Consider the following 17,023-nt stretch of genomic DNA (forward strand, 5'->3'; position numbering starts at 1 on the left):
ATGAATAAAAGTAACTCATAAGTTCTCCGTTTTTGTTTTAATACTTGCACAAACACCGCGTAACCAATTTACGCCGTGAGCCACTGCAAGTTGAACGTGCCCTACATAGTGTTAGGCACGTTATGGCTTAATTAAATCTCGCTATTACGTTGCGTTGTTTGCCAATTACTGCTCATGGCAACGTCCACAGATGCTTGCGGTAACGGTGTTTTACCTAAAATTAGATCCGCTGCTTTTTCTGCAACCATAATTGTAGGGGCATTTAAGTTGCCATTTGGCACCGTAGGGAAGATTGACGAATCAACAACACGCAGCCCTTCAATACCGTGAACTTGGGTATTAGAATTAACCACGGCCATGTCATCTTCGCCCATTTTGCAAGAACAAGACGGGTGATAGGCACTTTCTACTGCTTGGCGTACAAAGGCATCTATTTCTTCGTCGGTTTGAATGTGCTTACCTGGTTGAATTTCTTCATCGCGGTAGTCATCAAATGCGCTTTGCTCAATAATGTCACGAGTTAGGCGCACACACGCTCTAAAGCCTTCAATATCGTCTTTATGTTGCAAGTAGTTAAATAAAATTTTCGGCGGTTGCTCAGGATTAGCTGATTGAATAGTGACACTACCACGGCTTTTAGGTTTGTTATGACCTACATGCACCTGAAAACCATGACCCGCAAATGCACTGCGCCCATCGTAACGCATCGCCGCTGGTAAAAAGTGGTACTGAATATCTGGCCATTCAACGTCTGGTTTTGAGCGAATAAACGCACACGACTCAAAGTGGTTTGTTGCACCTAAGCCTTTTCGGGTCAGTAGCCATTTAGCGCCAATTAAGCCTTTTGAAATAAGACCTAATTTACCGTTTAAGGTAATAGGTTGTTTACACTTATACTGAAAGTAAAACTCAAGATGATCTTGTAAGTTTTGACCTACGCCTGGTAAATGATGCTTTACCTCAACACCGGCTTCTTCAAGTATGGCTTTATCGCCAATACCCGAAAGCTGTAAAATATGAGGTGAGCCAATTGGACCTGCACTTAATACAACGTCTTTAGTCGCATGCGCCGTTTTAAGAGTGCCATTTACTGTGTACTCAATGCCTGTGGCTTTTTTGCCTTCTAAAATCACTTTTTGTGCTAAAGCACCTGTAATAACTGTTAGGTTACTGCGTGATTTTACTGGGTCTAAATACTCGCGCGAGGCCGAACTGCGAACACCGTCTTTAACAGTCATGTGCATCGGGCCAAAGCCTTCTTGCTGAGCTGCGTTGTAGTCGTCTGTGTGTGCATACCCTGCTTCTACACCTGCTTTAATAAAGGTGGTGTAAAGCGGGTTTTGCATTTCGTTACCGTTATTAACGCCAAGCGGGCCTGTGCCACCACGGTGCGCATTTTCACCTAAATAAAAGCTTTCTGCTTTTTTAAAGTAAGGTAAGCACGACTGATAATCCCAGCCGTTAGCACCGTGTTGCTGCCACTCGTCAAAATCTTTCGCATGGCCACGTACATATACCATGCCATTAATTGATGACGAACCGCCTAACACTTTACCGCGTGGGCAGTGCATTTCTCGGTTATCTAAATACGGCTCTGGCTGAGTGTGAAATTGCCATGCGTATTTATCTGTATTCATAGGAATAGAGAGCGCAGTTGGCATTTTTATAAATATACTTTTATCGCTACCACCGGTTTCTAGCAATAGCACTTTATTGTTTGTATCTTCAGATAAGCGATTTGCAAGTACACAACCTGCAGAACCGGCGCCAACAATAATATAGTCGTAAGTGTTACTCATAGTTGCCACCTTAAAACGGGCTTTCTATGTCGGCCATGCCCACATAAATAGACTTAGTTTGCGTGTAATGATCAAGCGTTTCTATGCCATTTTCACGGCCAATACCTGATTGCTTGTAACCACCAACAGGCATTTCAGCAGGTGAATTACCGTAAGCATTAATCCAACAAATACCGGCTTCTAATTGGTGAATAACACGGTGCGCACGTTTAATATCGCTAGTAAATACGCCTGCGGCTAAGCCAAGGTGTGTACCATTTGCACGGGCGATAACATCGTCTTCGTCTTCAAAAACAAGCACGCTCATAACTGGGCCAAAAATTTCTTCTTTAACAATAGTCATGTCATCGTTGCAATCGGTAAATACCGTAGGTGCGACAAAGTAGCCATTAGGCGCTGATTCAGGAGAAAGAGTTTTACCGCCAGTAAGTAGCGTTGCACCTTCGGCCAAGCCACTTTCTATGTAGCTCATTACTAATTCTTGATGCTTTTTAGAAATTAATGCCCCAAAGTTAGTATCTAAATCTTGTGGGTCGCCGGCAATAATATTTTGCTCAGTACGTGTTTTAAGCTCATCAATAAATTGTTGATATACATTTTTATGAACATAAATACGTGTACAGTTAGTACAAATTTCGCCTTGCGTATAAAAGTTACCTAGCATGGCAGCACTGACTGCTTGCTCAATATTGGCATCTTCAAACACTAATAAAGGTGATTTACCACCTAATTCCATTGTTACGTCTTTTAATGTACCTGCAGCGCTTGCCACTACTTTTTTACCTGTGCCTACTTCACCTGTGAACGACACTTTGTCTATTTCATTGTGAGAGGTTAACCACTGACCTACATCACCGGCACCTTGCACAACGTTAAATACGCCGGCAGGTACGCCTGCTTCAACAAAAACTTCAGCTAGTTTAATAGCACCTAAAGGGGTTTCTTCAGAAGGTTTAAAAATAAACGCATTACCTGCTGCTAGGGCAGGGCCCGATTTCCAACATGCAATTTGCAGCGGGTAGTTCCATGCACCAATACCAGCACAAATGCCTAGTGGCTCTTTGCGGGTATAGTAAAAGTCTTCGCCAACCATTTGCTGCTGGCCAACTTGCGCTGGTGCTAGGCCTGCAAAGTATTCAATTACATCTGCGCCTGTTTCTATATCAACGCAGTTAGCTTCTTGCATTGGTTTACCTGTATCAAGCACTTCAACTAAGGCAAGCTCGTCATTACGCTCACGCAATAAAGCAACCGCTTTTAATAAAATACGGCTACGTTCTATTGGGCTCATTTTTGACCATTGAGCAAAGCCTTGTTTTGCACTTTCGATAGCCGCGTTTTGAATAAATTCGTCGGCAACTTCTACCGAGTAAATAACTTCATCTGTGGCTGGGTTTTTTACATCAAAAGTTTCACCACTTTGGTTTGCAAGGAAGTGGCCGTTAATAAAGTTTTGATAGACAGGTGTAGTCACGCTAGGCTCCATATTGCTTGATGAGTGAATGTACATAGCTTTTTGCTAATGTTTCACTGTGTTTAAATTGGTTTTCGTCAGATTGACTTAATACTGCTCTTAACCATAGGCCATCAATCATGGCGGCGCTCAGTTCTGCAGCTTGTTTTGCTTGCTTTACGGGCATTAGTTGCTTAAAAGAAAATGCTAAATTACTTTGCAAGCGATTACTGTTTACATTTTGCAGCCTGTGCAGCTCTTGATCGTGCATTGACTGCGCCCAAAAACTTAACCACGTACGCGTGGTGTCATTGCGCTGTTGAACAAGTGCAAAGTTGGCCTCAACAATAAACATCAAACGCTCAATTGCGCTGGTGGTTGGCTCAACTTTTTCAATTAATTCATTTTTTAAATTCGATAACAAATACCTAACGGTTGCCTCTATTAACCCCTGCTTGCCACCAAAGTAATGGCTAATAATACCAGATGATAAACCTGCATTTTTACTGATGGTGTTAATAGTTGTTCCTTGCAAACCGCGCTGTGCAACTGACTCAATGGTCGCGTCAATTAGCTGCTGACGCCTGACAGGTTCCATTCCGACTTTAGGCATAATTTTTATTAATTGAACGTTCAATAAAGATAAGCTTAATGTAATAGCTCTAACAATTCAAGGCGCAAGTAAACAACCAGATACCAAGATGTAGATGGATTATTAATAAAAACGGGTTAATTTTCAGTAGTACCATATGTAGGTCTTTATTAATAAAGTCACCTATATTCAATGGGTTACACTTTTATTTTTAAATGGTAAAAATAGTAAGGATTTGTTTACGGGGTATGAGTAATAAAAAAGATAAATATTCGTTAGAATGGTAATAGTTAGAGTACGAAGGGTATTTTAAATAAGCAAACGAAACCATTTCACATGTTTAATTAGTGTACTAATTAAAAAAATAGCAGTGTGTAATGGCTATAAGAGGAGGCGTTAAGGTTAAAAAAGGCGTGTAAATTAGGCGCTATTAATAACGCCTTTAAATAATAGTGGGTAGCGTCTAAGGCGATTACCTATGTAATCATCGGCTAAGATTTGTTGGCATATAAAATTAACATCGTTACTGGCCTCAAACACCCAGTCAAAGCGTTCAATAGCCAGCAAAAAACCGCGTTTAAGGTGAGTCTGTTCGCGGTATTCGTTTAGGTTTCGACGGATTATCTCCAGCTTTTCTGGGTGCGCTTGCAGCTCAGTGATTACCTGGTTTATAAACGAGGTGGTTTGCTTGTTTGTGGTGCGTTTACGAATGCGTCTTGGCTGCATTATTCCTCATTAGCAATGTTGTATAGTTTTTTTAAAAAGTCGTCTTTATGTTTGTCATGCTCATAATCTAGGTGATAAGCATTATGAAACCCAAAGCGTAACAATACGCCGCTACCTTCTAAGTAAATAGTGTAGCCGTCAATGTCAGAGTAAGCCGTAACACCTTGATAATGTTTACCAATATCATTTTGTTTACCGCGCTGCTGAATACGTTCGTATACAGAGAGGATCTGCTTGTTATCGAGTTCGTTTTTCATCATTAACCCTTTATTGTTTAAAGCTATTACGTTTTATATATGAGGGTCGATCACCGTAAAAACAATGCCTAATAAGCGCTAAAATAATCTTGCTATTAACTGGTTTTATCTTATGCTCAAGCCTCATTTTTTGTTGAGCTTACACCATGATAGACAAGGCTTTACTCCTTAAAACTCGCGAACTGTCAGAGCAATTAATTGCTTTACAAACACCCATTAGAATACTCGATGCCATTAGCTGGGATAAACAAATCAAAGAGACGTTTTTTAGACAAAAGTGCCAAAAAAATCCGCTAATCGATAGCGCCTATTACCAGCAACGAGATTTAGGATTTGTCCCCAGCGAATTACGCCAAGCGTTTTCTAACTTGCACCGCAATATTATTAACCAGCTAGGTCAGCTAAATCCTATTTCTCAATACATGGGTAAAATGTGTAGTGAGTATAAAACGGTGCTCAGTATGCTTGAGTATAGAGGAACGCCTGAGTTTCATGATTTGTCGGTAGAGCTTTTTGGTCACCCAAAAGATTTATTTCATGCGGGTGAACCTTCACTGTTCGAACTTGCCAATATGCTAGAAAAGCCACTGCAAAACTTATTAATAGCCGATATTTTGCCTGATGATCCTAAAAATATTAATGCAAGTGATGCCGTGCGTATTTTATCTGAGCAAGTAAATAGTAGTATGGCGGGTATTAATGTAGAGGTTATGCTCAGCGATGGGATTGTTAGTGATGCTGCTGCAGGTGCAAATAACATTAAGCTAAATCAAGATGTTAAATTCTCACAGCGTGAGCTCGATATTTTAGAAGTGCACGAAGGGTGGATACACGTAGGTACAACGCAAAACGGGCTAGCTCAGCCTTATTTAACCTGTTTAAGTAAAGGGACGCCAAGCTCAACAGTGACTCAAGAAGGCTTAGCTGTTTTAACCGAAATAATTACCCTTAAATCAACACCTAGGCGTTTATCAAAGTTAGTAAATCGTATTCAAGCAGTTACTAAAGTGATTGATGGTGCAGAGTTTGTTGATATATACCGTGACTACTTAGCGCAAGGGCTTTCAAAAGATGAAAGCTATACGTTAGCACAACGTGTATTTAGAGGCAGTACGGCAACAGGCTTACCTTTTACTAAGGATATTGCTTACATTAAAGGATTTGTGCTGGTATATAACTTAATTCGTGTTGCTATACAGCTTGGGCGCATTGATCAGCTGCCATTATTGTTGGTCGGAAAAATATCGATTGATGATTTTAGACTTATATCGCAATTACATAGTTTAGGTGTAATAGAAAGTCCAAAATTTGTACCACCACATTTTAAAGATTTACGAGGTTTAGCAACGTGGCTAAGCTTTGGCAGATTTATAGGCGACTTATCGTTTGAACAGTTAGAAAACGACTATAAACCATTATTTTTGTAATAAGTAGCGCAGGTTGCTTTTATTAGAGCCTGCTCTGTTGAGTAAAAAGGTAAACAAGCCCCAGTTATTTAACGCAATAAAAAAACGCAGTTGGAATGAGCAACTGCGTTGAAATGTATAGGTACAAGCCAGCGTACCTATAGCGAGGAACTTATTTTCTTAACCTGTTAATACTTGGCTGTGCATTTGCTCGTTTAATACAACGACCTCAGCACGTTTAAAAAAGTTAAAGTCGGTTGCTGTAGCAAGTGTGTAGGCACCCATCATACGGCTAATAATTAAATCGCCATTGTTTAGTTTTGGCAGCATAATTGAATCACTTATTACATCTATACTGTCGCATGTTGGGCCTGCAAGTACCGACTCAAAACGCTCGCCATCTTGTTTTGCACTATCGATAGGGTAGGCTGCCTCATCAAACATTAAACCGCTAAAAGAGCCATAAACGCCATCATCTAAGTAGTACCATGTTTTACCTTCGCGCGTTGCTTGTCCCATTACAGAGGCAACACTGGTTACACTACTTGCTACAATAAAACGGCCAGGTTCAGCAATAATTTGCATTGTTTCTGGTAATTGTGCCAACGCGATATTAATAGGCGCACAAAATACATCAATTGGTAGCACATCTGCGCTGTACGGCACAGGAAACCCACCACCAATATCGATTGTACTAAGTGCTGGTAAGCCTAACTCAGCCACCTGTTTAACCACTTTTGCAGATGCATTTATCGCTTCAACGTATTTAGTTGGGTTAGGTGATTGCGAGCCAACATGAAACGATAACCCTTTAATACGAATACCAAGTTGCTGGGCAAGGCTAATAATGTCGATTGCCGCCTCTGGGCTGCAGCCAAACTTTTTAGACAAATCAGCAAATGCATCTTTATTACGAAAGCTTAAACGCACTAAAATTTCGGCTTGATCTTTATAGGCAATAAATTTTTCAAGCTCGTTAATGTTATCCACCACAAACACTGTACAGCCGTAGGCAAGTGCGTCGCGAATGTCACTGTCGCGCTTTATTGGGTGCGTGTGAATTGTACGCTCGCTAGGTACGCCTTGGCTTGCTACTAAGTCAACTTCGCCACTGGTTGCTAAATCAAAGCTTGCGCCTTCATCTAACAAAGTGCGCACAACAGCAGCATGCGGTAAAGGCTTTAAAGCAAAATGTAACACAACGCCAGGCAGTGCATGTTTAAGTGCACGGTATTGACGGCGTATAGCGTCGCAGTCAAGCACCATTAGAGGTGCGCCAAATTGTGAAGCAAGTTGTTCAATGTGGGCAATACTCGGTTGCGCGCAATCAATTGCTTGATTTGCAGCAACCGCTGCTGCAGGTACTTTAGTTACGGTGTCTTGTTGTTGTGTTGATAAAGCCATTTTATTTTCCGAGTCAATTAAGCAACTGCTCGGGTATGGTGTATCCACGAGTCAGTTGAGTGAGATCAATAGTGCAAACGCACAGTCAAATTCACTCTTGGATAGTTGCTCTATCGCCTTGCTACAAACGGGGTTTGTAATGTACTCGGATTGGCTATCATCAAGAAGCGGCGAGATAATAATGTAGGTTTTTATCCAGCGCAATAAAAATTTTAAATAAATTCAAAATAATTTATTTGTTATTAAAATCAGTGGCTTATATTGATTTGTTGAGTTTATCTTGACGATTGATTTTACTCATCAGATGTTAAGTATACGTGCTCTTGAGAGTAAGCAAGCATCATAGCGCTGGATGTATCAGCACTATAGGCTTGTTGTAAACTTTTTTGTAAGCGCTCGTAAATTTCGGGGGTGTTCATTAAAATATTGATGGTTTTTATTACTTTTTCGCCAAGCTCTGACTTACTACATGCAAAGTAGCCATTAACAAATTCTGGAAATTCAGCTATTTCACGACTATCTATTTGTTTTAGTTGCTCACTGGTGAGTGCACCAAGTACGTTAACCTCGTAATCGACAATCATGTCTATTCTATTATGGATGAGAAGTTGAGGTAGTTGAGAGCTGGTATCTTCTGAGCTTATTGCTGCAATTTGCTCATTATACTTTGTTAAAACAGGCTCAAGTTTTTGATAACTCGTTCCTGAGTCTACGGCAAGGGTAAAGTCTTTTTCTAGTAGTTGAGCAACAGAGACTCGTTCAGGAAAGTTTTGTAAGGTGCGTTTAAATGCGTATATTTTTCGTTGCTCGTAAATAGTAGTTGGTATATTTGAGAACAAAATATGTTTTTCACGCTCGGGCGTTTTTATTATATCGTAGCTGCATACTGCTTCATTACCCATAAGCCGCTTGATTAAACGAGCTTGGTTGGTCCACTGCAATTTAGTATTAATTGTATGATTGAGCAGGCTTTCGAACGTTTTATCTGAGTTTAAAAAGCCATCAGTAGACGCATTCGCTCTAGAGAGTAATGTAAGTGGTTCATTTGCATGGCTCAATGATGATATAAGCAGTACATGCAAGATAATCAAAAATTTAGTAAATACAGGCATAAAACTTAGTGTAAATGTTCTAAATATTTTTGTCATAAAAAAAAGCCCAAACGGGCTTTTTTTAAGTTAAAACATTAAGGCATGTTTTATTTTTAGCGCGCGTTAGTGCTTTCAAAGATTTTATCAGCAGAGGCTGCAACAAACCCCGTGTAAAGCTCGCCATCGGCTTTAGGGTATCTAATGGCAAACTCATAAAAACAGCTAGGGATGCGCAGTTCGCCGTCGCTAAAGGTGACAGCATACTCATCTGCAAGGGTTGATGATTGCTCTAATAATACCTCTGGTGAGCCTTTTACTTCGCCGCCTGATGTATTTAGGGCGAAGCCTGCGTCTTTAAGTGCTTGGTTAACATCCTGAATATTGTCAAACTTAGCAAGCATATTAATATTTACAGTAAAGTGGTTTGCACGATAGCCCCATGCCGACATCCACGCTGCGTACTCACTTTCAGCGAGTAACTGCTTGTAAGTATCGCTACTTACTTGCCAATGTGTGCCTGAGTATAAAAAGTTATCGGCAGTTACTGCGTTTTCATCTATTTGCTCTACCATATCTGTCACAATGGCTTGTAACTCTGGTGAACATTTTTCAACTAATAGCTCAGAAATAAATACTTTAGGTTGCTTAGGGTCGCTATGCTCGTAGTGTTTAGCATAGAGCTTTTTAGCTTCAAAGTGGTATTCACCACACTCTGTATAACCAAGTGCTAAAAAGTGCGCGGCTAGTTTTTCTAGGCCTACTTTTTCAATATTAAAGGTCCGCAGCGCAATATGGTCGTTAATAATGTCATCTTTTTGCGTTGAGCCTAATAAATCATGAATTTTATCTGCCGAGGGGGTAACGGCTAAATAGTTATCCCATAGGTTTTCAAATAATGTATTTACGTTAGTGTGCATGTTAAATCCTTAAATTGGGTTATTCACTTATTCAATTACTAAGCCTGGCGCTAAAGTTTGTGGCAGGTTTACCTTATCGGCCTCAACTGATGCTACAGGGTAGGCACAATAATCAGCGGCATAATACGCACTTGCTCTGTGGTTACCACTTGCGCCTATGCCACCAAACGGTGCTGCACTAGAGGCACCCGTAATAGGGCGGTTCCAATTGACAATGCCGGCACGAATGCGTTTTAAAAAGTGGCTGTAATCATCTTCGTTATCGCCAAGTAAGCCTGCTGATAGACCAAAGCTGGTGTTATTAGCCTCTGCTATTGCGCTGTCAAAGTCGTTGTAGCGATACACTTTTATAAGCGGGCCAAAGTGTTCTTCATCGGCCATGTTGGTAATGTTAGTTACATCAATAATACCTGGGCTTACAAACCCAGTGCCTGCTTTGAGCTGCTTAAGCTCAACAAGTATTTCGCCACCACTTGCAACTAATTCTTTTTGCGCTGCAACCATGCCTAAGGCGGCTTTTTCGCTGATCATGGCACCCATAAATGGTTGATCGCTTGCAAAGCTGTCATCAACAACAATGTTTTTAGTTGCGCTAATCAGTTTTGCTAAAATAGCATCGCCATTGAGCGATTTTTCAATAAACACGCGGCGTGCACAGGTACAGCGCTGGCCAGAAGTAATAAAGCCCGATTGAATAATATCGTGCACTGCAGCGCTTACATCGGCTACATTTTTAACGATTAATGGGTTATTACCGCCCATTTCAAGCGCTAATATTTTACCTGGGTGGCCTGCAAACTGTTTATGTAATAAATGGCCGGTGTTTGAGCTGCCGGTAAAAAATAAGCCGTCTATGTTTTGATGCGAAGCAAGAGCTTTACCTGTTTCTACTTCACCTTGCACTAGGTTAATAACACCTGCTGGTAAGCCTGCTTTTAACCAAAGTGATAAAGTAAATTCAGCAACGTGAGGGGTTAGCTCAGACGGTTTAAATACCACGGTGTTACCCGCTAAAATAGCCGGTACAATATGGCCATTAGGTAAATGCCCAGGAAAGTTATACGGGCCAAATATAGCCACAACGCCGTGTGGTTTATGGCGTATAAAGGCTTTAGCACCCGGCATTGGGTTTTCAGTGGTGCCGGTACGCTCGTTGTACGCTTTAATCGAAATGGCCACTTTACCTGTCATAGCGCCTACTTCTGTGCGTGTTTCCCAAAGAGGCTTGCCGGTTTCGCGCGCTATAATGGCTGCAAATTCTTCGCTGTGCTCTTTTAATTGTGCTACAAAGTTTTCAAGTATGGTTATACGCGACTCAATAGGCGTATCTGCCCATTGTACTTGTGCGGCTCTAGCTGCATTGATTGCAGCATCTACTTGCTCAGCTGTTGCGCCATTACCTTGCCATACAACTTTGCCGTTACTCGGATTAACAGAGCTAAAAGCGGGGCCTTGGCCTGAATGCCATTGGTTATTTATAAGGTGTGTGTTCATATTTGTTTTACAGGCGGAAAAAACGCGCTGCATCTCCTTGGGATAAATTAAGGGCATCAGCCACTTCTTGGCTTATTACTAATGTGTGTTTAGCGTGGTTATAGTGGGCGTGCTGGGTAAAGGTTGCTCTAAACCCACTTACACCCTGATTGCAAACGGCTAAAGTATCTGAGCTGTGCTGGCTAATATGTTCCAGCTCGCCAATAGTAATAGGGCAAACTTGAGATTCACGAATACTGCGAATATTACCAAGCTTGGCTTCTACCGTTGGGCCTGCATCAAACAAATCAACGTAGCCACGGTGCTCAAAGCCTTCTTTTTCGAGCAGTTTAAGTGCGGGTTTAGTTTTTTCATGCACGTTGCCAATCACTGCTTGGGCTTTTTTACTGAGTAGATTGACGTAAATAGGGTATTTAGGCATTAACTCACTAATAAACACTTTATCGCCAAGCCCCACTAAATGATCGGCCTTGGGAAACTCAATACTAAAAAAGTGCTCTTGCAGCCACTGCCAAAACGGTGAATGACCATCTTCGTCACTTACGCCGCGCATTTCAGCAATCACGGTATCGGCAAAGCGTTCGCTGTGCTGCGCCATAAATAAAAAGCGTGAGCGTGATAAAAAGCGCCCGGTTAAGCCTTTACGGCTGTTTTCGCGCAAAAACAAAGTACATATTTCAGAGCATCCGGTGTAATCGTTACACATGCTTAAAATATCAACGGTGTTATAAACATTAAGTGTAGGCGAGTGGTGTACTGTTTTACCTAAATGGTAATGATAAAGCGGCACCGATAAGCCAACAGCGGCTTCTATGGCGGTTGTTCCAATAACCTCACTTGTTTCACTGTCTTCTAAAACAAATAGGTAGCTTTCATCTAACGGCTGATTGATATTTTTAGCAAAGCTTTTTTCGGCGCGGTCTATTTTGTCTTTTAATTGCTGATCGTCCACCGGAAGTGAGGTAAACCCATGGCCCGATTCAATCGCAATTTGCTTAAGTGCAGCAAAGTCTTCAGTGGTAATAGGACGTAATACTTGCATTTATTACTTGCTCCAACAGCGCGCCCTAAGGCGCGCTTAATTAAATTAGCCGTTTACTACGTCGCTTACTGCTTTTTCAAAGCGTGCTAGGCCTTCTTTAATATCTTCAAATGGAATAACTAAAGAAGGGGTAAAACGAATAACATTCATGCCTGCAACAAGGTTCATTAAACCATTGTTAGCACTGGCAACTAAAAAGTCACGTGCGCGGCCTTCAAATTTATCGTTTAATACCGCACCAATAAGTAAACCTTTACCACGTACTTCGCTAAATACGTTGTATTTTTCGTTAATTGCACTTAAGCCATCGCGAAATAGTTGTTCACGCTCTTTAACGCCGTTGAGTACATCCGGTGTGTTTACGGTGTCAAATGCAGCTTCTGCTACTGCACAAGCTAGTGGGTTACCACCGTACGTAGAGCCGTGCGTACCAACTTTTAAGTGCTCTGCGATATGAGTACGAGTGATCATAGCGCCAATAGGAAAACCACCGCCTAAAGCTTTAGCTGTCGTTAAAATATCGGGCACTACACCTAAACCTTCGTAAGCGTATAAATCGCCAGTGCGGCCAACGCCTGTTTGTACTTCATCAAAAATTAGCAGTGCATTGTGCTTGGTACATAACTCGCGTACTTTTTTAGCAAATTCATCTGTTGGTGAAATAATGCCGCCTTCACCTTGTAGTGGCTCCATCATTACGGCACATGTTTTATCACTGATGAGTGCTTCAAATGCTGCAATATCGTTATAATCACAATGCATAATGTCGCCAGGTTTAGGGCCAAAGCCATCAGAGTAAGCAGCTTGTCCGCCCACCGTTACTGTAAAAAATGTACGGCCGTGAAACCCTTTATTAAAGGCAATAATTTGCGATTTTTCTTCGCTGTGTTCGTCAAGTGCAAAACGACGAGCAAGCTTAAGAGCCGCTTCGTTGGCTTCTGCGCCTGAGTTTGCAAAATACACTTTATCTGCAAATGTCGCTTCAACCATTTTTTGTGCTAAACGCAGGGCAGGTTCGTTAGTCATTACATTTGATAAGTGCCAAATTTTTTCGCCTTGCTCTTTTAAAGCAGATACAAGCGCTGGGTGACAGTGGCCTAAACAATTAACGGCAATACCGCCTGCAAAATCAATAAACTCATTGTTATTTTGATCCCACACACGTGAGCCTTCGCCGCGCACTGGAATAACTGCCGACGGATTGTAGTTTGGCACCATTACATCGTTAAATAAGTCTCTTGTTACTTGCATTATGTACACCTAAAAATTGTGAATATTGAATAAAGATTAGCAAAATAAAAACGTTAGCGTTTTCTCAGCTAGGTAATTTTTGTTATTAAGCACTATTATCGAAGGTTGTAGGTTAAATTTGCAGTGCTATTTTGTGAAAAATGATTACAATAAAAGTCAAAATAACGAAATTAATAAGCAATATGATAACTCCACAAGACGAAAAGCTACTTTCAATTTTAAAAACCAATGCAAGAGCCAGTATTTCTGACTTGGCACGCATGCTTAATTTATCGCGCTCTACCGTGCAAAGCCGTATGTTAAAACTTGAAGAAACAGGAGTTATAAAAGGCTATAGCGTAGATTACGGTGAAGACTATTTGACCAGTATGGTCTCGGCTCATGTATCTATAAAGGTGATGCAAAAACTCACCACTAAAACCAATTTAGAACTTAAACAGATTGATGCTATTTCCCAGCTTTATGCCATAAGTGGGGAGTTCGATTTAATTGCTGTAGTGCAAGCGCAAAACTTAGAAAAGCTAAGCCATTTACTTGATGATATAGGTAATTTAGATGGGGTAGAGCGCACAACATCGTCAGTGATTTTAGAAACAAAATTTAAGCGTTAAAGTTAAGTGTTACTGAAGCGAATGGTTACCTATTGATTTAACTTAATATTTAATTTTATCGAAGTTAGATATTTTGGCAAAGCCTTACTATACTAATTGTAATTAACACAATTATTTAGCAATGGATTATGCCCACAACGTTATTTTTTGCACTTTTAACTTTAACTGAACCCTTAAAATTTGGTACCAATGTATCGCTTACAACACCAGATAATGCGGTTAACCAAGTGCAATGCATTTTACACAATATGGATATGCCATTTGAGTTGCAATCGTTACCTTGGCTGAGGGCTCGTCGCGAGGTAAAACAAGATAGGTTGGATGGGTATTTTACAACGCATTTAACCTCTGAGATGAGCCAGTATGGTAAGTTGTCATCACCTATTTACCTAGAAAATTGGTACTGGTTTACTCATCCCGATAGCGTTAATAAAGACCCGAAAAAATTACGTTATGGCGTGGTCCATGGCAGTTATCAGGCTAATTGGTTTAAAACGCAAAATATTACCTCGTTAGTTGAAGTGAACTCGCTAGAAGAAATAGTAAACGTACTTCACCATCATAGAGTAGACAAAGTATTACTTGATTTAGATGATTTTAATAATGCTGCCGATCACTTAGGTATTGACGCATCTGCCTATCCGCGCTCATTTTATCGTTATGTGCCTCTAGGGGTTTTTGCTGCTAATAAGCTTATTAATTCGCACCCTTCTTTTTTAGAAAAATTCGATGAAACGATTCCTCAATGTGCCCCTGCACCGTTTTATTTATCACAGGGCGAACAAGTACAAATATTAAATACATTGTTAGAGCCAATAAAGGCGTTAATTTCACAGCCCATAATTACCGATGCCGCAGCGCAAAGTAACCATATAAAGCTGACTAACAAAGCGCTTAAACTCGCTGACGATCATTGGATAAAAGAAGTTAAAACACATCAACATGATTTAGCTAAAAATATGCTATTTACTGATGCTTCATTATATTTAAAACAATGGCAAAGGCAGTTCAAAGGCATAATTACCGAAATTATAGTGACAGATAAGCAAGGTAAAAATGTGGCTATAAGCAAAATCACCAGCGATTATTGGCAAGGGGATGAGAATAAATTTAGCCTCGTATACCAGCAGTCTTTAGCGTATCGCTTTGACAGTGTTGAATATGATGCCTCAACACATCATTTTCAGGTGCAATTAAGTTTACCGATAAAAAATGCCAAGGGCGATCATATTGGTGTTATTATTTTGGGAGTTGATGTAGAAAAAGCGCTGCACTCATTTAATAACAACGCATTAAATTAATAGCGTGAGCAGCGTTTCATTAAAGCCCACGTGTATAGCAAAATTTTGTGTAAATATTGTATAGCTATTTATTTACAGCAGCCTTTGGCGCTTGTCTGATAACGGTTTTTTGTGCTTCGTTTAATTTAATAACGTAAGCATTTCCTCCTACCAGCCCTTTAAATTCTTCATCGGTAAAAATAAGCGTATTATCATCATAAAAGGTGATCGCTTCTTTTTGCGTAACAATACCTAAATCGATTCGAGACACATCACCAGAAAAAAACTTGTCGCCTTTAAAGTTTTCGAACAGCCAAATACTTGTAGAATCAAGTAACACAAGTTTAGTCCTGTCAGGGCTAAGAGCAGCGGATGTAATCCAACAGAGTTTTTCTAAAGTTGTGCATGTTTTAAATGAATCAATTAACTGAGCATCAAAATTGGCTGCATGATCGCCCACTTTATAAACATTGGTTATGCCATCGAAAGGTTCGGTTCTATTTTTGGTAAATAAATATAAATGGCGTTTGTATTCTACAAAGGCTTCTAAATCAAAGTTGCGTTTGTTAGGCGTAATGGGAGTGCCGTCCATTTCAGGATAGGTAAACTTAATAATTTCGGCTTCGGTAGTCTCTGTTTTTATATCTATTGGGTTTTCTATTTTATAGATAGTTAACCACTTTCTGTCGTTTTTATTATTGCCAAAATCACCTAAGAAAAAATGACCAAATTTATTTTGCGTCATGTCTTCCCAGTCTATATTTTTAGCATTCGTAACAAGGATTTCTTTTTCAATAGCGCCATCTTCGCCCAGGCGATAAAGTTTTGGGTCGTCACCGCCATCATTAATCGCCCACAAACGCTTTTTTTTATCAAACTCAATGCCTGAAATTTCTTTTAATTTAGGGTCTACTGATAATTGCTTTTTACTATAAAGGGTATGTATAGAAAGGCTTACAAAGGAGGCAAGTGCAATAAATACAATTACCGTAGTAAATAAAATGCTTTTTTTCAACATGAAATTTTTGGTATTTCAGAGACGTAAGATGCTGTGTATTATTACTTAAGCACACTGATAACGAAAGAATTTTATAGGTCAGTGTGAACCTTTATACGATTTTTTGCTCAATATATTAATAATGAAAAATGATTAAGTTGGTTTAATACTTGCTGTACATTAGTTTGTCATTAATAAGCGAAAATTTTTATCGTAATCGCACCTTATATGTGCAGCTAAAAACTTTTTTGCACTGTAATAATGCGTAAATAAAAATTTGTTTAAATTACCCGCGTTTAATGATGTTTAAATGCACCCCACATCGCCCTTTGAAGTGTTGTATCGGCCCTGTGGCAAAGATTAAGTACCCATTTTGGTTTAGTTGGAGCCTACTATGTTGAATAAACGTTTTTTCAAAACAAAAAATGAAGCTGAAGTTACCTTTGAGTTTACCCACCCTGATGCAGAGCAAGTAAGTTTACTTGGCGAATTTACCGATTGGCAGCCGGTGCCTATGAAGCTTAATAAAAAAGAAGGGGTATTTAAATGTAAGCAACGCTTGCCAGTTGATCAGCAGTTTCATTTTCGTTATTTAATTAATGGTGACATTTGGGATAACGACCACCAAGCAGATGACTACCTACCTAATACATTTGGCACAGAAAATAGCATAGTGAACACTCAACGCATAAATTAAGGCGAG

Annotated in this window: 16 protein-coding genes; 4 read left to right on the plus strand and 12 right to left on the minus strand. The window is 40.1% G+C overall.

The features are described from left to right. Positions 1-131 precede the first annotated feature (131 nt). The 5 genes from betA to MTN96_RS13080 all read right to left on the minus strand — a co-directional run bounded on the left by betA (position 132) and on the right by MTN96_RS13080 (position 4,827). Positions 132-1,799 carry a choline dehydrogenase gene (gene betA / locus MTN96_RS13060; protein WP_248531879.1) on the minus strand — a complete coding sequence of 556 codons (1,668 nt, stop codon included), beginning with the start codon at positions 1,797-1,799 and terminating at the stop codon, positions 132-134. Positions 1,800-1,809: 10 nt separating this feature from the next. Next, entirely contained in the window at positions 1,810-3,273 is a 1,464-nt protein-coding gene (gene betB / locus MTN96_RS13065) for a betaine-aldehyde dehydrogenase (RefSeq protein WP_248531880.1), read from the minus strand. Position 3,274: 1 nt separating this feature from the next. After that, positions 3,275-3,850, minus strand: a complete 576-nt coding sequence (gene betI / locus MTN96_RS13070) for a transcriptional regulator BetI (protein WP_024031790.1) — start codon at positions 3,848-3,850, stop codon at positions 3,275-3,277. 414 nt (positions 3,851-4,264) lie between these two features. After that, positions 4,265-4,570, minus strand: coding sequence for a hypothetical protein (locus MTN96_RS13075; protein ID WP_024031789.1), 306 nt, complete (start codon positions 4,568-4,570; stop codon positions 4,265-4,267). Next, positions 4,570-4,827 carry a DUF3081 domain-containing protein gene (locus tag MTN96_RS13080; RefSeq protein ID WP_024031788.1) on the minus strand — a complete coding sequence of 86 codons (258 nt, stop codon included), beginning with the start codon at positions 4,825-4,827 and terminating at the stop codon, positions 4,570-4,572. The genes MTN96_RS13075 and MTN96_RS13080 overlap by 1 nt, the downstream gene beginning before the upstream one ends. A 146-nt stretch (positions 4,828-4,973) precedes the next feature. Between MTN96_RS13080 and MTN96_RS13085 the strand changes: the two genes are divergently transcribed. After that, positions 4,974-6,254 (plus strand): flavohemoglobin expression-modulating QEGLA motif protein, encoded by a 1,281-nt coding sequence (locus MTN96_RS13085; protein WP_248531881.1) that lies wholly within the window; start codon positions 4,974-4,976, stop codon positions 6,252-6,254. Between the two features lie 159 nt (positions 6,255-6,413). On the opposite strand, the gene MTN96_RS13090 is transcribed toward MTN96_RS13085, so the two are convergent. The 6 genes from MTN96_RS13090 to MTN96_RS13115 form a co-directional block, all read right to left on the minus strand. Then, on the minus strand, positions 6,414-7,637 hold the full coding sequence (locus MTN96_RS13090) for a type III PLP-dependent enzyme (protein ID WP_248531882.1): 1,224 nt from the start codon (positions 7,635-7,637) through the stop codon (positions 6,414-6,416). A gap of 293 nt (positions 7,638-7,930) precedes the next feature. Continuing rightward, the gene (locus tag MTN96_RS13095; protein WP_248450254.1) at positions 7,931-8,785 is read right to left on the minus strand and encodes a transporter substrate-binding domain-containing protein; all 855 of its coding nucleotides are present in this window, start codon (positions 8,783-8,785) and stop codon (positions 7,931-7,933) included. Positions 8,786-8,841: 56 nt separating this feature from the next. Continuing rightward, positions 8,842-9,645, minus strand: coding sequence for a DUF1338 domain-containing protein (locus MTN96_RS13100; RefSeq protein WP_248462003.1), 804 nt, complete (start codon positions 9,643-9,645; stop codon positions 8,842-8,844). A 27-nt stretch (positions 9,646-9,672) separates the two neighbouring features. Continuing rightward, complete coding sequence (astD, locus tag MTN96_RS13105; RefSeq protein WP_248531883.1) at positions 9,673-11,139, minus strand: succinylglutamate-semialdehyde dehydrogenase; 1,467 nt, start codon at positions 11,137-11,139, stop codon at positions 9,673-9,675. A 7-nt stretch (positions 11,140-11,146) separates the two neighbouring features. Then, the gene (astA, locus tag MTN96_RS13110; RefSeq protein ID WP_248531884.1) at positions 11,147-12,181 is read right to left on the minus strand and encodes an arginine N-succinyltransferase; all 1,035 of its coding nucleotides are present in this window, start codon (positions 12,179-12,181) and stop codon (positions 11,147-11,149) included. 45 nt (positions 12,182-12,226) lie between these two features. Continuing rightward, positions 12,227-13,432 carry an aspartate aminotransferase family protein gene (locus MTN96_RS13115; protein ID WP_248531885.1) on the minus strand — a complete coding sequence of 402 codons (1,206 nt, stop codon included), beginning with the start codon at positions 13,430-13,432 and terminating at the stop codon, positions 12,227-12,229. A 182-nt stretch (positions 13,433-13,614) separates the two neighbouring features. Between MTN96_RS13115 and MTN96_RS13120 the strand changes: the two genes are divergently transcribed. After that, positions 13,615-14,043 (plus strand): Lrp/AsnC family transcriptional regulator, encoded by a 429-nt coding sequence (locus MTN96_RS13120; protein WP_004586440.1) that lies wholly within the window; start codon positions 13,615-13,617, stop codon positions 14,041-14,043. A gap of 128 nt (positions 14,044-14,171) precedes the next feature. Beyond that, on the plus strand, positions 14,172-15,344 hold the full coding sequence (locus MTN96_RS13125) for a cellulose-binding family II protein (protein ID WP_248531886.1): 1,173 nt from the start codon (positions 14,172-14,174) through the stop codon (positions 15,342-15,344). Between the two features lie 64 nt (positions 15,345-15,408). Here the strand turns inward: MTN96_RS13125 and MTN96_RS13130 are convergent, their stop codons facing one another. Further along, complete coding sequence (locus tag MTN96_RS13130; RefSeq protein ID WP_248531887.1) at positions 15,409-16,341, minus strand: hypothetical protein; 933 nt, start codon at positions 16,339-16,341, stop codon at positions 15,409-15,411. Positions 16,342-16,714: 373 nt separating this feature from the next. Here MTN96_RS13130 and MTN96_RS13135 point away from each other — a divergent pair, with 373 nt between their 5' ends. Beyond that, complete coding sequence (locus tag MTN96_RS13135; RefSeq protein WP_004586437.1) at positions 16,715-17,017, plus strand: isoamylase early set domain-containing protein; 303 nt, start codon at positions 16,715-16,717, stop codon at positions 17,015-17,017. Positions 17,018-17,023 lie beyond the last annotated feature (6 nt).

This window comes from Pseudoalteromonas sp. 2CM28B (assembly GCF_023161935.1).